We start from the raw sequence: 18371 nt of genomic DNA, 5'->3' as shown, positions 1-18371 counted from the left end.
TTGGAGGTTTATATGGAAACACCCGCGGTCAGTTTATTAATTGCTGTGTATAATACGGAAACTTATTTAGAAAGATGCTTAGATTCATTGCTCAATCAGTCGCTCGCCAATATTGAAATCGTGGCTGTTAATGACGGGTCAACGGATCAAAGCCCGGCGATTCTTGAAACCTATCAGAAGCGGGATGAGAGAATCCGGGTCATTCATCAGCAAAACCGGGGGCTCGGCGCAGTCCGCAACAAGGGGATCGAGGCGGCGCGCGGCGAATTTATCGCTTTTATTGATGCGGACGACTGGGTTGAACCTGATTATTGCCTGCGCATGTATGAAAAAGCGAAGGCTGATCAGGCTGATCTCGTGATTTGCGAATATGCGGCCGAATTTGCGGATACGGGGAAAACCGCCGTTTCAACGATCGCTTCAGCGTACGCGGGCCGCCCGAAACAATGGTACCTGAAAGATTTATTTGAAGGAAGAGTCAGCGGTTTTTCATGGAACAAGCTGTACAAAAGAACCATGATCGAGCATCATCAGCTGCGCTTTCCGCTTCGTGATGAGCTGGAGCACGTGGAGGATCAGTACTTCAGCCTCCGGGCGCATGTTTTCGCAGGTGCGGTCTCGTACGTGGATCAGCCGCTCTATCATTATCGGATTCACTTGACTTCCATTGTGCAAAGCTATCAGAAAAAGCTGTTTGACTCAGGTCTCGTTCTCTATCGGCTGAACGAGGCTTTTTTGCGTGAAAACGGCTGCTTACAGGAATACCGGCAGGAGCTGGATTTTTTCATCGTTCAGCACGGAACAGTCTGCCTGCTGAATGAATGGAAGCGGAATAATGGCGGCCGGTTTTCTGAGAAGTGGAAGAATATCAGCCGGATATGCGCTGATCCCGTGTTTCGCCTGAGCCTTTCCAAAACCGGAACGGCGCCGTTTGACGCTAAACGCTCATGCCTTCTGCTTTTGGCGAAGCTGAAGCTGATTCCGTTCGTGTCGCTGGCATCAGCCGCGTATCAGCGGGCAATCGAGTACAAAATGAAAATCAGAGGGTGAAGACATGTCGATACAATCTTTAAAAATCAATCTCGCGGAATGGCTGTTGCTTAAGGTCAAATACCCGTCCCAATTTCATTTCGGAACGTCAGCGGATGGGGCGGGGCTTACAGCGGCTAGAAAAAAGATCATTCTGACGCTGCTCCCGTCCCACGATAATCTCGGCGATCACGCCATCGCCTACGCAAGCAAAACGTTTCTTGAACGGGAGTATCCCGATTTTGACATTGTCGAGGTGGATATGAAGGATATATACAGATCCGCAAAAGCGCTGATCAAAAAGCGCCACCCCGATGATATGGTATTCATCATCGGCGGCGGGAACATGGGGGATTTGTACCGGTATGAGGAATGGACGCGCCGCTTTATCATAAAAACATTCCGGCAATATCGGATCGTTCAGCTTCCGGCGACAGCTCATTTTTCTGAATCAAAAAAGGGACGGAAGGAACTGAAGCGCGCCCGAAAAGTGTACAATGCGCATCCCGACCTTTTGTTAATGGCGAGAGATGAGACGACGTATCAATGGATGAAGCGTCATTTTCCCGGAAAAACAGTGCTCAAACAGCCTGACATGGTCTTATATTTGGATAAAAGCGAGCGGCGCATCCCGCGGGAAGGGATCTACCTCTGTTTACGGGAGGATAAGGAGAGTGCGCTGACGGCTGAGGACAGAACGATGGTTAAAGAAGCTTTGGCAAAAGAGTACGGCGAGCTGCATTCCTTTACGACGACGGTCGGCCGGAGGGTCAGCCGCCATACACGCGAAAAGGAGCTGGAAGAGCTTTGGAATACGCTGAAAGGCGCGGAAGCCGTCGTCACTGACAGGCTTCACGGGATGATTTTTTGTGCGCTGACGAAAACGCCTTGTGTCGTCATTCGTTCGTTTGATCATAAAGTGATGGAAGGCTATCAATGGCTGAAAAACATACCGAACATGACATTGCTTGAACGTCCAGACCCTGAAGCCGTAACGTCCGCCGTAAACCGGCTGCTCAGCGGCAAGCATGAGGAAGGCGGTTCTTTGCGCAGTGTTTATTTTGCCGGGCTGCGCTCGAAAATCAGCGGTGATGCCCAATGACCGCGCCGCTTGTGAGCGTGATCGTGCCGATGTATAAGACAGAGCCTTTTATGAAAGAATGCGCGGTTTCTTTAACAAAACAGACGCTGAGAGACATCGAAATCATTTTCGTCAATGACGGTTCACCGGATCAGTCAGGCCGGATTGCTGAACAATTCGCCGCAGAAGATGCGAGAATCCGGGTGATTCATAAAGAAAACGGCGGTCTCAGCTCGGCCCGCAATGCCGGAATAAAAGCCGCCCGCGGCCGTTATATCGGTTTTGCGGACGGCGATGACTATGTGACGGAAACGATGTTCGAGCGGCTTTATGAAGAAGCGGAGAAGAACCGGCTGGATATCGCCGGCTGCGGTTATTATAAGGAAACGCCGTCTAAGAAACGAACGTATATGCCGCCGTCCCTTCCGCCGGGCCGCGTCTTCACAGCGGATGAAATGACTGCATTGCTGACCCGCGCGCACGAACATCGGTTTATTTGGTATGTGTGGCGCTATATATACCGGCGAGAATCTTTGCAAGGGCTGTTGTTCCATGAAGATATCCGGTTTGCCGAAGACTCTCCGTTTAATTTGGCAGCGTTCCGCCAAGCCGCGCGTGTCAAAGTGATAGACGAAGGGCTGTATATCTACCGGGAAAATCCGCAAAGTCTCACAGAAACACCGTTTAAGCCCCACTTAGATCAAGAACTGCAAAAGCAATATAAAGCGAAAATGGCTTTTTATGAGGAAAACGGGCTGACGGCCGCCTGCCGGAGCGATATCGATACATATTTGTGCAAGCATCAGATTCCGATGCTGATCGCCAACGCATGCGCCGCCCCGCAGCCGTCACATCAGATTACGGCGCACATCGGCAGAATCTTAACGTATGACATGGTAAAAACTGCGGTGCGCAGGACGCCGTGCCGCCATAAACAGCTGCTGGCGGGGGAGCGCGTGGTGCTCGGCCTGTGCAAAATGCGCCTTCCTCTTCTTCTGCATGCGTTTTTCGAACGGAAATCGAAAGAGAAAGGCAGTGCGGAAGGAGCATGAAATTTGCCATTAATTTCGGCGCCAATGTGACGGCGTTTTTACTATCGGTGTTTTTATCAGTGTGGATGACGCCCTTTATTGTGAAAACATTAGGTGTGGAGGCTTTTGGATTTGTCCATCTGACACAGAATATCATTAACTATTTCTCTATTATTACCGTTGCGCTGAGCTCTGTCGTTGTGAGGTTTTTCTCCGTCGCCGCCCACAGGGGGAACAGGGATGAGGCCAATGCGTATGTAAGCAATTATTTAGCCGCGTCTGTCGTGACATCTCTATTACTCGCTGTGCCGCTCGCCGGGACGGCTTTTTTTATTGACAAGATTATGAATGTGCCGGCCGGGCTCTTAACGGATGTGAGGCTGTCTATCGTAATCGGCAGCGTGCTGTTTATGCTGACGTTTTTTATGGCGGGTTTCGCGACGGGGCCGTTTTTTGCCAACAAGCTTTATATCACAAGCTCCATTCAGGCCGTGCAAATGCTGGTCAGGGTGCTGTGTGTGCTCGCTCTGTTTACGTGCCTGCCGCCGAAAATCTGGCAGATCCAGCTTTCGGCATTAGCGGGAGCCGTCTGTGCGGCCGTGCTGACTTTTTTCTTCTTTAAGAAATTGATTCCGTGGTTTTCTTTCAGCCGTAAAACCTTGTCATTACAGACGAGCAAAGTGCTGTTTTCGGCCGGTGCCTGGAGCTCTGTCAACCAGATCGGCGTGCTGCTGTTTCTGCAGATTGACCTCATGACGGCCAACCTCGTGCTGGGGCCGTCTGAGGCGGGTGTCTATGCGGCGATTATTCAATTCCCGCTTCTGCTCAGAAGTCTTGCAGGGACGCTTGCTTCACTGTTTGCGCCGGTTTTGACTTCCTATTACTCAAAAGGAGATATGGAAGGTCTCCTGTCTTACGCCAATAAGGCTGTGCGGATGAACGGGCTTCTGCTCGCGCTTCCCGCCGCATTATTAGGAGGGCTTGCCGAACCGTTTCTGGCGATTTGGCTGGGCCCGTCGTTTGTGCAGACGGCGCCGCTTTTATACATTCACGCCGGGTATTTGGCGGTCAGTCTCTCTGTCATGCCGCTTTTTTACGTATGGACGGCTTTTAATAAACAAAAAACGCCCGCCGTCGTTACTTTATGTTTAGGCGGACTGAATGTCATATTGGCCGTGGTTCTCAGCGGACCGGCACATCTCGGGCTGTACGGCATCACCATCGCCGGTGCAGTCTCTCTCATTTTGAAAAATGCCGTCTTCACGCCGCTGTATGTTTCGCATATTACGGGCTTTCAGAAAACCGCGTTTTACAAAGGCATGTTCGGCCCGTTGGCGGCGGCCGTATTTGCCTGGGCTGTCTGCCGGGGTATCCGGCTGTTTTCACCGCTTGACAGCTGGGCCGGCCTGATCGCCGCGGGGCTTGCCGTATGCATGAGCTATGCCGCATTCGCTTTTTTCTTCATTTGTACGAAAGAAGAAAGGCGGCTTGCTTTACAGAAATGCCGAAAAGTGAAAGGAGCTGTTCAGATTTGAAGGCGAAACGTGTATTTGATATAGCGGCCGCGATGTTGTTATTGTGCGGCGCGAGCGTCATCCTTCTCTTCGCCATGGCAGCCGTCAGATGCGCCATCGGGTCTCCGGTATTGTTCAAACAGACGAGACCGGGGCATAACGGTCGTCCGTTTACGTTGTATAAACTCAGAACGATGACGGATGCGCGTGATGAAAACGGTGTGCTGCTTCCGGATCATCTCCGTCTGACCAAAACGGGAAGGCTGATCAGAAAACTGAGCATCGATGAGCTTCCCCAGCTTTTTAATGTGCTCAAAGGAGATATCAGTCTTGTCGGCCCCCGCCCTTTGCTGATGGATTATCTGCCGCTTTACACGGCGGAGCAGGCGCGGCGCCACGAGGTGAAGCCGGGGATTACGGGCTGGGCGCAGATTAACGGGAGAAACGCGATTTCATGGGAGGAAAAATTCAAGCTCGACGTGTGGTACGTCGACAACCGCACATTTCTTCTCGACTTAAAGATTCTGCTTTTAACAGTGAAAAAAGTTCTCGTGTCAGAAGGCATACATCAAGCCGGCCATGTGACGGCAAAGCGCTTCACAGGCAGCGGAGATATGTCATCGTGAAAAAGGTCGTGCTGATCGGAAACGGCGGACACGGAAAAGTCGTGAAGGAAATCGTGCAGGCCCGTTCCGATATGGAGCTTGCGGGCATATTGGATGACGGATTCAGCGGTTTTGCCGTTCGGAACGGTTTATATACGGGCCGGACGAAAGACGTGCCCATGCTTCGGAAACTCGTCCCCGAGGCCGTATTCACGATATGCATCGGCCGCAACGGCGTCAGAAAGCAGCTTGCTGAAACGCTTGGGCTTGAAGATGACGATTATGCCGCACTCATTCACCCCGGGGCGATCGTCAGTGAAACGGCTTCCGTCGGACACGGAACGGTTGTGATGGCGGGCGCCGTCATTCAGGCGGGCGCTGACATCGGCGCCCATTGCATCATCAATACGGGGGCGGTTGCCGATCATGACAATACAATCGGAGATTACGTCCATCTTTCACCGCGCGCGGCGCTTGCCGGCGGAGTGAAAGTCGGGGAAGGAACGCACATCGGAATCGGAGCGTCCGTCATACCGCAGATTGACATCGGCCCTTGGTCTGTTATCGGCGCGGGGGCTGCGGTCATCAGCCGGCTTCCCGGCCATGTGACGGCGGTCGGCGTTCCGGCCCGCGTCATCTCCCCTATCCATAATGAAAAAGGATGATTTCATGCAAACAAACAAACGGATTTATTTGTCTCCGCCTCATATGAGCGGAAAAGAACAGGAATACATCGCAGAAGCCTTCCGTTCCAATTGGATTGCCCCGCTCGGTCCGCTCGTCAATTCGTTTGAAGCGCGGCTCGCGGAATATGCGGGAGTGAAAAGCGCGGCGGCCGTAAGCTCGGGGACGGCCGCCATCCATCTTGCCCTGCGGCTTGCGGGTGTGAAAAAAGGAGACGTTGTATTTTGTCCTTCCTTTACGTTTGTCGCCACGGCGAATCCGATTGTGTATGAGCAGGCTGAACCCGTTTTTATTGATTCGGAATGGGAGACGTGGAATATGTCGCCCGATGCGCTGGAGCGGGCGCTGCGGGATGCAAAGCGGCGCGGCAGACTCCCGAAAGCGGTGATCGCCGTCAATCTTTACGGCCAAAGCGCGAAAATGGATGAATTAATGAGCCTTTGTGACGCATACGGCGTCTGTCTGATTGAAGACGCTGCCGAGTCCTTAGGATCAACATATAAAGGCAGGCAGAGCGGCACGTTCGGCCGTTTCGGCATTTATTCCTTTAACGGCAACAAAATCATTACAACATCGGGAGGCGGCATGCTCGTGTCTGACGATGAAGCCGCGATTGAAAAAGCGAGGTTTCTTGCGTCCCAGGCGAGAGATGCCGCCGTTCATTACCAGCACAGCGAGCTCGGGTATAACTACAGGCTCAGCAACATTCTCGCGGGCGTGGGGATATCGCAGCTGGAAGTGCTCGAAGATCGCGTTCGGGCGAGGAGAGAAATCTTTCACAGGTATCGGGAAGCGCTGGAAACGTATCCGGGCATCCGCATGATGCCGGAGCTTGAAGGAACGGTTTCAAACCGCTGGCTGACGGCTCTGACGCTTGATAACGGCGTGACGCCGGAAGAAGCCGTCGCCTGTCTTGCAGAACAGAACATTGAGGCCCGGCCGCTGTGGAAACCGCTGCATACGCAGCCGCTTTTCTCATCTTCCGTCTTTTATCCTCACAGCGAACATGAGCGTGTCTCTGAGAACCTTTTCAGCCGGGGCATCTGTCTGCCGTCCGGGTCTGACTTGTCTTCTGAGGAGCAGCAGCGTGTCATTGACGCACTTGCGCGACTGTTTGAAACGAAAGGGGAGAAAACATGGACAGCCGCCATGTTATGAGCCGATTAAAAGAGACGCTGACGGGTCTGCTCAGCGTTATACCGCCGCAATCTGACATCATTTATGCCGACTATCCCCTCTACGGAAATGTAGGGGATTTATTGATTATGAAAGGGACGGAGGCGTTTTTTAAAGCGCACGGCATCCGCGTCAGACAGCGCTGGAATCCCGACAATTTTCCATTCGGGCGCCGGGCGGACAAAAAGACGATCATCGTCTGTCAGGGTGGCGGAAATTTCGGGGATCTCTATCCGTACTATCAGACGTTCAGGGAAAAAATCGTCAAATCCTTTCCGGAAAACAGGATCGTCATCCTGCCGCAATCCATCTATTATCAGGATGAGACACGGCTTGAGAAGACAGCGGCGCTTTTTGCGGAGCACAAGGATCTCCACCTGTTTACGAGAGATCATGTGTCATACGAGACTGCGAAACGCTTTTTTTCGGCGAATCATATCGGGCTTATGCCTGACATGGCCCATCAGCTGTATCCGATGGCGGCGTCAGCGGCTCCGTCACGCGGCAGGCTTCATTTTATCCGCACGGATGGGGAAATCAATCCGAAGCTGCAAAACAATTCTTCCGTTAAAAGCTGCGACTGGCAGGATGTGCTGTCAGCAAGCGACCGCAGGGGAATCGCTTTTTTCCAAACGCTGAATGTTTTGAATAAAAAAGCGGGAAACCCGCTGCCGATTGCGCGGTTTTGGAAACGCTATTCCGATTTCTTAACGAAGAAATCGGTCCTGTTTTTCAGCAGGTACGAATCGGTGGAAACGTCAAGGCTTCACGGCCACATTCTGTCCTCGCTTCTCGGGAAACCGAATACCGTCATTGATAATTCATACGGGAAAAACGCCAACTATTATTACACCTGGATGCACGAAGCGCCGGATGTCCGTCTGATCGGGGAAACCGCCGGCACGAAGGAAAACCTTCCGCTTTGAATGAGCGGAAGGTTTATTTTGTTTCTCCGCGTTTTACTTTGTTGTACGCCTCATCCAAATGCTGAATTCTTTTGAGCACAACCGAGTTTTTCGTCAGCTGATCCTGAACAAGGGTTGAAACGACGGAACGGTAATAGCTGTTCATCGCATGAATTCGGTCTTCATTCGGATTCATTTCAATGTGCTGTGTAAAGTTTTCAATAAAATAAGGAACAGAAAAAAGTTCTGACATCTATAAAGCAACTCCTTTTAATAAGTATATACGGTATGAAACCAATCATGTACAATGAAAAAAGGGGAGTGAGCATGATGGATATCAAACTTCAGCAAACACAAATGTTAAAGCCTCAATTAACGCAAGAGCTTAAACAGGCTATCACATTACTCGGATACAATTCCGCGGAACTGGCCGGATATATTGATGAGCTCTCACTGGAAAACCCTCTGATTGAACGAAAGGAAACAGACACGCCGCCACTATCTTACCATAAAACAAGTAAAAACAGGATGAAAGAACGGGACGGAAGCCAGCAGATCAGACTTACCCGCAAAACACTGCAGGATTCGCTCAAACAGCAAGCCTTAGACATGAAGCTGTCCGATGATGAGAAAAAGATTTTCAATTATCTGATACATTCATTGGACTCAAACGGATATTTAAAAGAGGACATACCAGCTGCTGCCGACCATGTATCCGCTTCACAAGAGGAGACGGAAGCGGTTCTGAAAAAGCTTCAATCCCTTGAGCCCGCGGGAATCGGCGCCAGGTCTTTGCAGGAATGCATCCTTCTTCAGCTCCGCCGTCTTCCCGAGCGGAACGAACAGGCGGAATGGATTGCCGACGCCTATTTTGAGCTATTTGCAAGAAAGAACTGGAAAGCGCTTACACTAAAAACGGGCATTCCGCTTAAAGACATTCAGGACATCGCTGACATGATCAGCGCCCTTGATCCGAGGCCGGGGCTCCGTTATGCGCATGAGGAGCCGGGTTTTTACGTGGAACCGGATATTTTCATCACAGTGAAAAACGGCATCATTCAAGCGCGGCTCAACAGCCGTTCGTTTCCTGACATCCAGCTTCATACCCATTATCAGCCGCTCTTGTCAGCTGCCGGGTGCCGTGACACGAAAAATTATCTGTCGGCAAAATATCAGGAATGGCGCTGGCTGAACCGGGCTTTGTCGCAAAGAAAACAAACGATCACGAGAATTATCGGCGTCCTGACTGAACGGCAGGAATCCTTTTTTCTCACAGGAAAAAGCGGAATGCAGCCGCTGACCTTAAGAGAGGTGGCGGAAACGCTGGAGCTCCACGAATCAACGATCAGCCGGGCCATCAAAGGGAAGTACGTTCAGACGCCGTACGGACTGTATGAAATGAAAACATTTTTCTCGGCGAAAGCTGAATCGTCGGGGGACGGCGGCGCCTCCAATTATGCCGTAAAAGCGCATCTGGAGGCATTGGTCGGTAAAGAAGATAAAAAGAAACCTTTTTCAGACCAAAAGCTTGCCGATCTGCTGCATGAACAATATGACATCCGAATCTCAAGGCGCACCGTCGCCAAGTACCGTGACCAATTAAATATTCCGCCGTCATCGGCGAGAAAACGGTACAGCTGAAACCTCCCCGAGCCAAACCCCGGGGAGGTTCTCCGTGTTACGGGATCATCCATGAAAACAGATGATGCTGTAAAAATGTAATGAGACAGACGAGCAGAAGCAAAAACAGACTGTGCTTAATCGTAAAGCGGAAAAGGTCGGCTTCCTTGCCCGCCAGACCGACAGCGGCACAGGCAACCGCAATGGATTGCGGAGAAATCATTTTTCCGGTGACACCGCCCGATGAATTGGCGGCAACGGAGAGAACCGGGTCCATCCCGACAGAGAGCGCCGTCACCTTTTGCAATCCGCCGAACAACAGATTGGCCGACGTATCAGAGCCGGTAATAAATACGCCGAGCCAGCCGAGCACCGGCGAAAAAAAGGTAAACATCGCGCCCGTCATGGCAAGCGCAAGACCGAGTGTCGTGCTCATGCCGGAAGCATTCGTCACATAAGCAAAGCCGACAACAGAAACAATGGTGACGACCGGAAGCGTTAATTCTTTCACCGTTTCTATAAACGCTTCGCCCCATGTCTTCCACGACATGCCGAGGGCGAACTTGGAGATGACGGCGGCAATCAGAATCGCCGTCCCCGCTGAACCGAAAAGCTCAAGTTTGTACACGGCTTCAATCGGCGTGCCGTCCGCCTGAAGAATCTGCTGATTTACAAATGGGACGGGAGGCGTGAAGGTCAATGCACGCCCGGCTGCATTCAGCCAGGAAAGCCACATTGACGTTCCTTCGTAATGACCGGTTAAGGCAGCCTTCACGCCGGGAATCCCCCAAACGGATATCATGGCTGTCAGAAGAAGGAAAGGAGACCACGCTTTAAACACCGCGGCGCCCCCGTACTTGATCGGCGCCCGGTCAGCGGCCGCTGCTGATTCCCGTTCTGCCGCGAAACGAAAGGCCGTTTTCGGTTTCCAAAACTTTAAAAACAGAGCGAGCGCGGCCATGGAAACAAGCGCCGACAGCACATCCGGAAGCTCAGGCCCTAAAAAATTCGAGCTTGCGTACTGCACGGCCGCAAAGGAGACGCCGGAAACAAGAATGGCCGGCCATACCTCAAAAGCCTTTTTAAACCCGCTCATCAAAATGATTAAGTACAGCGGAATAAAGACGGATAAAAACGGAAGCTGCCGGCCGACCATTTGAGAAATTTCCATTGCCGGTATCCCGGTCGGACCTTCGACGGCGGTAATCGGAATGCCGATCGCGCCGAAGGCAACGGGCGCCGTATTGGCAATCAGGCAAATTCCCGCCGCATACAGCGGCTGAAAACCAAGTCCGACGAGTAAAGCGGCCGAGATCGCGACGGGAGCGCCGAAACCGGCGGCGCCTTCTAAAAACGCCCCGAATGAAAAGGCGATGAGCAGCGCCTGCAAACGCCGGTCATCTGTAATTGACAGCACCGAACTCCGGATAATCTCAAACTGCCCCGTTTTCACGGTGATTTTATACAGAAAGACCGATGTGACGATAATCCAGCCGATCGGAAGCAGCCCGTACACCGCTCCCTGAGAAGCGGACATCACCGCTTTTTCAGCCGGCATGCCGTAAACAAATACAGCGATTAAAAGTGAAACGGCTAACGTTAAAAGCCCCGCTATGTACCCCTTCATCCGTTTCACCGCAAGCGCCCAAAAAAAGAAGATAATCGGCACGAGCGCGCAAGCTGCCGATAAAAGCAAATTTCCCCCTAAAGGAGCGTACCCCTGTGTCCATTGCATCCCTAAAAAACCCCTCCTTATGTCATGTAAGCGATTACTTTTTATGATAAGGTCATCTGATGACCGGGTTAATTAGCATTATATTTTGAAAGTTTTGAAAGTACAATACTTTTCTTGAACAAATTGTCTGAACCTGTCGGCAATACAAAAAAAGAAGTATAATAGACGATAAACATCAAGATTCACAAGTGACGGGGTGATCGCGTTGAAATATAAACAAATTAAAACGAAAAAAATCTACGAGGAAGTCGCTGACGCATTGCTGGAGAAGATAAAAGCGGGCGAGCTTAAGCCGGGTGAAAAGCTTGATTCCGTTCAGGCGCTTTCTGAGAGTTTTCAGGTCAGCCGCTCGGCGGTCAGAGAAGCGCTGTCGGCTTTGAAAGCGATGGGGCTCGTCGACATGAAGCAGGGAGAAGGCACATACATAAGAGAATTTGAGCCGTCTCATGTTTCCCAGCCGCTTTCTTCCGCCCTTTTGATGAAAAAAGAGGACGTCAAACAGCTGCTCGAAGTCAGAAAGCTGCTTGAACTCGGCGTCGCCGCCATGGCCGCTGAAAAACGCACCGAAGACGATTTACAAAAAATCCGCCAAGCTCTCCTGGAGATGAAAGACATTGACGGAGACGAAGAATTGGGCGAAAAAGCGGATTTCTCCTTTCACATGGCGCTGGCAGAAGCATCACAAAACGGGCTGCTCAAGCATCTCATGAATCATGTCTCCGCGCTCCTTTTGGAAACGATGAGAGAAACGAGAAAAATTTGGCTGTTTTCTAAACGAACGAGCGTGCAGCGATTGTATGAAGAGCATGAACGCATTTACAGCGCCGTCGCCGCCAAAGACGCGGATGAAGCGGAAGCCGCGATGACGGCGCACCTGACGAATGTGGAAGACGTGCTGGGGGCTTATTTTGAAGAAAATGTATAGAAGCTGACTTGTGAAAGGGGATAACATCACATGCAGGCCGAATCTTTTTTTTCCGACCATGTAAAGAAAGCTCTGACAAACGATCCTCCCGGGGAATGGATGCCGGCAGTTCCGAAAGCGTGCATCCCCCTGCATTCCGGCTATCCCGATCCCGCTCTCGTTCCTGACAAGGAGCTGAAAGAAGCCGCCGCCCGCCTTCTGGATGAGGAGCGCGATCTGCCGCTGCATTATATGGGAAGCCCGAGGACGGCCGTTTTAAAAAAGCAGATTCAAGAACGGTTAGCCATCCGCGGCATTCACTGTCGGGACGATGAGCTGCTCGTGACGTCAGGCGCCTGTCAGGCGATAGATCTGGCTGCACGGGTTTTCCTCGATGAACAAACCGCCGCTGCCGTTGAAGCTCCGGCTTATATGGAAGCGCTCGAGATGTTTAAAAATTACACACCGCATATCATGAGCATTCCGACAGATCAAGAGGGCCTGCAAACAGAAACATTAGCGTTCATGCTTGAGGAAAGAAAACGAAAAGGGCTTCTGCTTCCCCGTCTTCTCTACACGATACCCGCTTTTCAGAATCCTGCGGGAACCGTAATGTCAGCGAAGCGGAGAACCCGCCTGCTTCAGCTTGCCGAAACGTATGATTTTCTCATCTTGGAGGATGATGCATACGGCGAGCTCGGATTCACCGATATTCCGCCGCCCTTGAAAGCCATGGATCAAAACGGCCGGGTGCTGTACGCCGGTTCATTATCAAAAATCATCGCCCCGGGTATGAGAATCGGCTGGATTGCAGGGGACGCCGCATTCATCACGGCATTGTCTTGGTTAAAAAAAGACTTAGGCCACCCGTTTTCCCAAGCGGTGACCGCCGTCTATCTGGAACAAACGAATGTGGAAGAACGGCTCGCCGCCTTGCGGGAAGCATATCGAAGCAAACGTGACGTTTTGCTCGCCGCATCAGCGCGATATCTCCCGGAATCCGCATCCTGGCACGTGCCGGAAGGCGGTTATTTTGTATGGGTGAAAGCGCCGGGGGCGGATACGTCCGCACTGCTGGCGCGGGCTCTATCTCACGGCGTTTCCTATGTCCCCGGTAAATATTTTTTTCTGCATCAGGAAGACGGTGCGGAATATCTTCGCCTGTCGTTCAGTTATGCCGGTAAAGCCGCGATAAAAGAGGGTGTGCAAAAACTGGGACGTCTGCTGGAAAACGGGATGTAGAGCAGCTTGAGGAGCTTTCGGGCTTCTCTTTTTTTGTCCCCTTCAGCGCATCGGACGAAAGGATTTTTCAGAAAAACCTTCCAATCCATATTCAGAATAGTGTAGGATATTCATAGAGCTTTCCTAAAAACAGGTCATCAGATGACCGGATCACATATTGAGGATGAAAGAGGGGTTCATCATGAAAGTCTCATTATTTGTCACGTGCCTTGTGGATATGTTCCAGACCAATGTCGGAAAGGCGACGGTTGAGGTGCTGGAACGGCTCGGGTGTGAGGTGGATTTTCCCGAGGGGCAGATTTGCTGCGGGCAGCCCGCATACAACAGCGGGTATGTGACGGATGCGAAAAAAGCGATGAAGCGGATGATTGCCGCATTTGAAGAAGCGGAGTACGTCGTCAGTCCGTCAGGTTCCTGTACGACGATGTTCCGTGAATATCCGCATCTGTTTCAGGACGATCCGAAGTGGGCGGCAAAAGCGCAGCAGCTTGCGGACAAAACATATGAGTTAACAGATTTTATCGTCAACGTTCTCGGGGTGGAGGATGTCGGGGCGGTGCTGCATAAAAAAGCGACAGTCCATACATCGTGCCACATGACGAGGCTGCTCGGCGTGTCGGAGGAGCCGATGAAGCTTTTGCGCCATGTCAAGGGGCTCGAGCTGACCGCGCTTCCCGGAAAGCACCAATGCTGCGGATTCGGAGGAACATTTTCTGTGAAAATGGCTCAAATCTCTGAACAAATGGTGGATGAGAAGGTCGCCTGCGTGGAAGACACGGAGGCCGAAGTGCTGATCGGGGCGGATTGCGGCTGTCTGATGAATATCGGCGGGCGTCTTGACCGTAAGGATAAAAACGTCAGAGTCATGCACATCGCCGAAGTGCTGAACAGCAGATAACACGAGAAACAACAAGGGGGGAAAATCATGGCGATGAAAATCGGTACCGCCGCTTTTAAAGAGCGGGTATCAGAAGGAATAGATAATGAGTTTATGAGAGGAGCCGTCTCCGGAGCGCAGGAACGGCTCAGGACAAGAAGGCTGCAGGCGGCCGAAGAATTGGGAAACTGGGAGGATTGGCGTTCACATGCGGAAGAAATCAGACAGCATGTGCTGGACAATCTTGATTTCTATTTGGAACAGCTCGCCGAAAATGTCGCCAACAGAGGCGGACACGTCTTTTTCGCCGAAACGGCGGAAGAAGCGTCCTCCTATATCCGCGATGTCATCCGGCAGAAAAACGCCAAAAAAATCGTGAAATCCAAATCCATGGTGACAGAAGAAATCAATATGAACGAAGTGCTTGAGGAAGAGGGCTGTGAAGTCACAGAAACGGATCTCGGCGAATACATTCTCCAGATTGACGATCACGATCCGCCGTCACATATCGTTGCTCCCGCTCTTCATAAAAACAAAGAGCAGATCCGTGACGTGTTTAAAGAGAGACTCGAATACAAACAGACGGAAAAACCGGAAGAGCTCGTCATGCACGCGCGCAGCGTTCTCCGGAAAAAATTTCTCGAAGCGGATGTCGGCATTACAGGCTGCAACTTTGCGATCGCGGATACCGGATCGGTCAGTCTCGTGACGAACGAAGGAAACGGCCGCCTTGTGTCCGCGCTGCCGAAGACGCAGATCACCGTGATGGGAATGGAGCGGATCGTTCCGTCATTTTCTGAGTTTGAAGTGCTTGTCAGCATGCTGACGAGAAGCGCGGTCGGCCAGCGGCTTACAAGTTACATTACGGCGCTGACGGGTCCCCGGCAGCAAGGAGAAGCGGACGGGCCTGAGGAATTCCACCTCGTGGTTGTGGACAACGGGCGTTCCCGCATACTCGGCACGGAATTTCAATCAGTGCTGCAATGTATCCGCTGCGCCGCCTGCATCAACGTCTGTCCCGTGTACCGGCATGTCGGCGGACACTCGTACGGGTCCATCTATTCGGGTCCGATCGGCGCCGTCTTATCGCCTCTTCTCGGCGGATATGACGAATACAAGGAGCTCCCGTACGCATCTTCCTTATGCGCGGCCTGTACGGAAGCATGTCCCGTTAAAATTCCGCTGCACGAGCTGCTGCTCAAGCATCGGCAGAACATCGTGGAAAAAGAGGGCAAAGCGCCGATCAGCGAAAAACTGGCGATGAAAGCCTTCGGGCTCGGCTCGTCATCCCCGTCCCTTTATAAAATGGGATCGAAATGGGCGCCTGCCGCCATGACGCCGTTTACGGAAGATGACAAAATATCAAAAGGGCCGGGGCCGTTAAAAGAATGGACGGCAATACGGGACTTCCCGGCGCCGCATAAATCGAGATTCAGAGATTGGTTTAAAGACCGGGAAAAACAAAAGGGGGAAGAATGATGATGAAAGGGACGGTTACACATCAGGAATCCTTTTTAAACCGGATCGCCGAACGTCTGGGCAGAGAGCGCAGGAAATCAGGCGTGTCCCTGCCTGAATGGAAGTATCAGCCTCAATATCAAACGCATGCGGGCTGTACGGAAGACGATCTTGTCACGATGCTGAAAGACCACTGCGTCAACATTCATACCGAACTGATCGAAACGGATGCAGCCGGGCTTTACGACGCTTTGCGCACGCAGGTGAACCGCTTTGAAGGAGGGCCTGTCATCATTCCGAAGGACAGCCGCTTTGAAACGTACGGCTTGCAGACCCTTATGACAGAAGAGTGGCCGGATGAAGGGATTCCCGTTTGGGAATGGGACGCGGAACAAGGAGCGAAAAATATTGAAAAAGCGGAACAAGCGAATGTGGGCATCACATTCAGCGAGATCACGCTTGCGGAATCAGCCACCGTTGTTTTGTATGCGTCAGAGCATGCCGGCCGTTCTGTCAGCCTGCTTCCGACCACCTATATCGCAATCATCCCGAAATCTTCCATTGTGCCGAGAATGACACAGGCCAGCGATATACTGAAACAGCAGATCAGAGACGGCGTCACCGTTCCTTCCTGCATTAACTATATTACTGGACCGAGCAACTCGGCCGATATCGAAATGGATTTGGTTGTCGGCGTCCACGGACCCGTTAAAGCCGCTTATATCCTTGTGAATGACCGATAAAAAAACAAACCCCGGTTTTCTGATATGATCCCCTCATAGCAGACAGAAAAAAGAAAGCATACTGATCTGTCTGCAATGGAGGGGATTTTTTATAGGGAAAACACGTAAAACTTATGATATTCACTTTAAGAAAAAAGTTGTTGATCTTCACCTAAATGATGGGATGGGTTATCAGACAATCACCAGAGAAATGAACATTGATAAAAACCAAGTAAGGATATGGGTTAACTACTTTCAGACAGAGGGGATGAAAGGGTCAAAACAGCTGAAGCAGTTCAAGAAGCAGTATGTAAATATATTCTTTTTTTCAACCATCAACGGTTCCAAAAGAAGTGAAACAACCTGAGCCCATATCAATACAGGACTCAGGCTGCTTCGTGTCTTTTTAACACTGTCTACTTGACAGGGCTCACTTCATTCGGCCGGGGTTTGTTTTTATATAAACGCGTTAATGATCATGATAAAACAGATCGCACTGACAGAAATAATCGTTTCCATCGCCGTCCATGTCAGGAACGTTTCTTTTACCGTCATTCCGAAATACTCTTTAATGAGCCAGAAACCGGAGTCATTGACATGTGACAGAATCAAAGAGCCCGCTCCCGTTGCCAATACGAGAAGCTCACTGCTGACGCCCGGCATGACAGATGCAATCGGTGCAACAATGCCGGCCGCCGTCATCATGGCGACAGTCGCTGAACCCGTGGCGACACGGATGACCGCCGCGATCGTCCAGCTTAAAAGAACGGGAGAGAAGCTTGAATGCTTCGCCATGTCAGCGATATACGTGCCGACGCCTGAATCAATCAGGACGTTGTTAAAAGCGCCGCCGGCTCCGATCACAAGCAGAATGGAAGCAATCGGTCCCAGACAGTCATTGCTGAATTTTAAAATGCTTTCTCTGTCAAAGCCCTGATAAAAACCAAGGCTGAAAAAGGAGTAAACCGTGGCGATCAAAAGCGCCGTGACAGGGTCGCCGATAAATTTAAAAGTTTCATAGAGCGTGCTTTTTTCCGGAAGCGCAATTTCGGCAAGCGTTGCCATAAGCATCAGGATCACCGGTACCAATATCGTAAACAATGTATTTGCGAATCCCGGAAGCTTGCGTTTTTCATTCCGTTCAATAAATTGTTTTTTCAACAGTTCGGGAACGGGTTTATGAATGCGCTTACCAATCCATTTTCCGTAAAGCGGCCCCGCGATGATGGCAGTCGGAATCCCAACGATTAAAGAAAACAAAATCGTTTTTCCGACATTGGCGTGATAAATGCCGACAGCCGCCATCGCCGCCGGGTGGGGCGGAACCAATCCGTGCACGACGGAAAGTCCCGCAAGGAGCGGAATCCCGATCGTCACTAATGAAACCCCGGTTTCAATCGCAATCGTAAACAAAAGCGGCACGAGCAGGACGAAGCCGACCTGGAAAAAGACCGGGATGCCGACGATAAAAGCGACGGCCATCATCGCCCAATGTACTTTCTTTTTGCCGAATCGGCCGATCAGGGTGTGGGCAATACGCTCCGCACCGCCTGATTCAGCCATCATTTTTCCGAGCATCGTACCGAGGGCCAGCACGATCGCAAGCAGCGACAGCGTATTGCCGAGTCCGGTTTTCATCGAAGCGATAATGTCCGGCAGATTCATGCCTGTTGCGAAACCGACAAGGATGGATGTAATCAAAAGACTGATAAACGGATTTAATTTAGCGACCGTAATCAATAAGAGTAAAACGATAATAGCGGCAATGACAATAAACAGTAACATGAC

At 51.3% G+C, this 18371-nt stretch carries 18 protein-coding genes; 15 read left to right on the top strand and 3 right to left on the bottom strand.

Annotated elements, in window-relative coordinates:
- Positions 1-12 precede the first annotated feature (12 nt).
- From AC3WTF_RS08130 to AC3WTF_RS08095, 8 genes are read left to right on the top strand one after another with little or no spacing between them, the layout of a single operon-like run.
- Positions 13-1050, top strand: a complete 1038-nt coding sequence (locus tag AC3WTF_RS08130; RefSeq protein WP_047936226.1) for a glycosyltransferase family 2 protein — start codon at positions 13-15, stop codon at positions 1048-1050.
- Positions 1051-1054: 4 nt separating this feature from the next.
- Positions 1055-2131 carry a polysaccharide pyruvyl transferase family protein gene (locus tag AC3WTF_RS08125; protein WP_039063683.1) on the top strand — a complete coding sequence of 359 codons (1077 nt, stop codon included), beginning with the start codon at positions 1055-1057 and terminating at the stop codon, positions 2129-2131.
- Positions 2128-3162, top strand: coding sequence for a glycosyltransferase (locus tag AC3WTF_RS08120; protein WP_047936225.1), 1035 nt, complete (start codon positions 2128-2130; stop codon positions 3160-3162). Before AC3WTF_RS08125 ends, AC3WTF_RS08120 begins: the two co-directional genes overlap by 4 nt.
- The gene (locus AC3WTF_RS08115; RefSeq protein WP_047936224.1) at positions 3159-4676 is read left to right on the top strand and encodes an MATE family efflux transporter; all 1518 of its coding nucleotides are present in this window, start codon (positions 3159-3161) and stop codon (positions 4674-4676) included. Before AC3WTF_RS08120 ends, AC3WTF_RS08115 begins: the two co-directional genes overlap by 4 nt.
- On the top strand, positions 4673-5281 hold the full coding sequence (locus AC3WTF_RS08110; RefSeq protein WP_012118505.1) for a sugar transferase: 609 nt from the start codon (positions 4673-4675) through the stop codon (positions 5279-5281). The genes AC3WTF_RS08115 and AC3WTF_RS08110 overlap by 4 nt, the downstream gene beginning before the upstream one ends.
- The gene (locus tag AC3WTF_RS08105) at positions 5278-5925 is read left to right on the top strand and encodes an acetyltransferase (protein WP_053104526.1); all 648 of its coding nucleotides are present in this window, start codon (positions 5278-5280) and stop codon (positions 5923-5925) included. The genes AC3WTF_RS08110 and AC3WTF_RS08105 overlap by 4 nt, the downstream gene beginning before the upstream one ends.
- 4 nt (positions 5926-5929) lie before the next feature.
- Positions 5930-7102 (top strand): DegT/DnrJ/EryC1/StrS family aminotransferase, encoded by a 1173-nt coding sequence (locus AC3WTF_RS08100; protein WP_053104525.1) that lies wholly within the window; start codon positions 5930-5932, stop codon positions 7100-7102.
- Positions 7081-8046 (top strand): polysaccharide pyruvyl transferase family protein, encoded by a 966-nt coding sequence (locus tag AC3WTF_RS08095; RefSeq protein WP_094032510.1) that lies wholly within the window; start codon positions 7081-7083, stop codon positions 8044-8046. Before AC3WTF_RS08100 ends, AC3WTF_RS08095 begins: the two co-directional genes overlap by 22 nt.
- Before the next feature lie 13 nt (positions 8047-8059).
- Here AC3WTF_RS08095 and yvfG read toward each other — a convergent pair whose 3' ends face one another.
- Entirely contained in the window at positions 8060-8278 is a 219-nt protein-coding gene (yvfG, locus tag AC3WTF_RS08090) for a protein YvfG (RefSeq protein ID WP_003151570.1), read from the bottom strand.
- Positions 8279-8355: 77 nt separating this feature from the next.
- Between yvfG and rpoN the strand changes: the two genes are divergently transcribed.
- Positions 8356-9666 carry an RNA polymerase factor sigma-54 gene (gene rpoN / locus AC3WTF_RS08085; protein WP_015240629.1) on the top strand — a complete coding sequence of 437 codons (1311 nt, stop codon included), beginning with the start codon at positions 8356-8358 and terminating at the stop codon, positions 9664-9666.
- Positions 9667-9703: 37 nt separating this feature from the next.
- Here rpoN and lutP read toward each other — a convergent pair whose 3' ends face one another.
- Entirely contained in the window at positions 9704-11380 is a 1677-nt protein-coding gene (gene lutP, locus AC3WTF_RS08080) for an L-lactate permease LutP (RefSeq protein ID WP_007407378.1), read from the bottom strand.
- A gap of 205 nt (positions 11381-11585) precedes the next feature.
- Between lutP and lutR the strand changes: the two genes are divergently transcribed.
- The 6 genes from lutR (at position 11586) to AC3WTF_RS08050 (ending at position 16950) form a co-directional block, all read left to right on the top strand.
- Entirely contained in the window at positions 11586-12305 is a 720-nt protein-coding gene (gene lutR, locus AC3WTF_RS08075) for an L-lactate utilization/bacilysin biosynthesis transcriptional regulator LutR (RefSeq protein WP_007407377.1), read from the top strand.
- A gap of 30 nt (positions 12306-12335) precedes the next feature.
- On the top strand, positions 12336-13526 hold the full coding sequence (locus AC3WTF_RS08070) for an aminotransferase-like domain-containing protein (protein ID WP_047936222.1): 1191 nt from the start codon (positions 12336-12338) through the stop codon (positions 13524-13526).
- A gap of 181 nt (positions 13527-13707) precedes the next feature.
- The gene (locus AC3WTF_RS08065; RefSeq protein WP_007613889.1) at positions 13708-14424 is read left to right on the top strand and encodes a (Fe-S)-binding protein; all 717 of its coding nucleotides are present in this window, start codon (positions 13708-13710) and stop codon (positions 14422-14424) included.
- A gap of 27 nt (positions 14425-14451) precedes the next feature.
- On the top strand, positions 14452-15882 hold the full coding sequence (locus AC3WTF_RS08060) for a LutB/LldF family L-lactate oxidation iron-sulfur protein (protein WP_007407375.1): 1431 nt from the start codon (positions 14452-14454) through the stop codon (positions 15880-15882).
- Positions 15882-16604 (top strand): LutC/YkgG family protein, encoded by a 723-nt coding sequence (locus AC3WTF_RS08055; RefSeq protein ID WP_015240625.1) that lies wholly within the window; start codon positions 15882-15884, stop codon positions 16602-16604. The genes AC3WTF_RS08060 and AC3WTF_RS08055 overlap by 1 nt, the downstream gene beginning before the upstream one ends.
- 58 nt (positions 16605-16662) lie before the next feature.
- Complete coding sequence (locus AC3WTF_RS08050) at positions 16663-16950, top strand: transposase (RefSeq protein ID WP_326244808.1); 288 nt, start codon at positions 16663-16665, stop codon at positions 16948-16950.
- Positions 16951-17039: 89 nt separating this feature from the next.
- Here AC3WTF_RS08050 and AC3WTF_RS08045 read toward each other — a convergent pair whose 3' ends face one another.
- A complete protein-coding gene (locus tag AC3WTF_RS08045; RefSeq protein ID WP_007407373.1) occupies positions 17040-18368 on the bottom strand; it encodes a GntP family permease in 1329 nt (442 codons plus the stop codon).
- Between the last annotated feature and the right edge of the window lie 3 nt (positions 18369-18371).

Source organism: Bacillus sp. EB106-06-01-XG163 (genome assembly GCF_058791615.1).
This window is presented reverse-complemented; position numbering and strand designations above follow the sequence as displayed.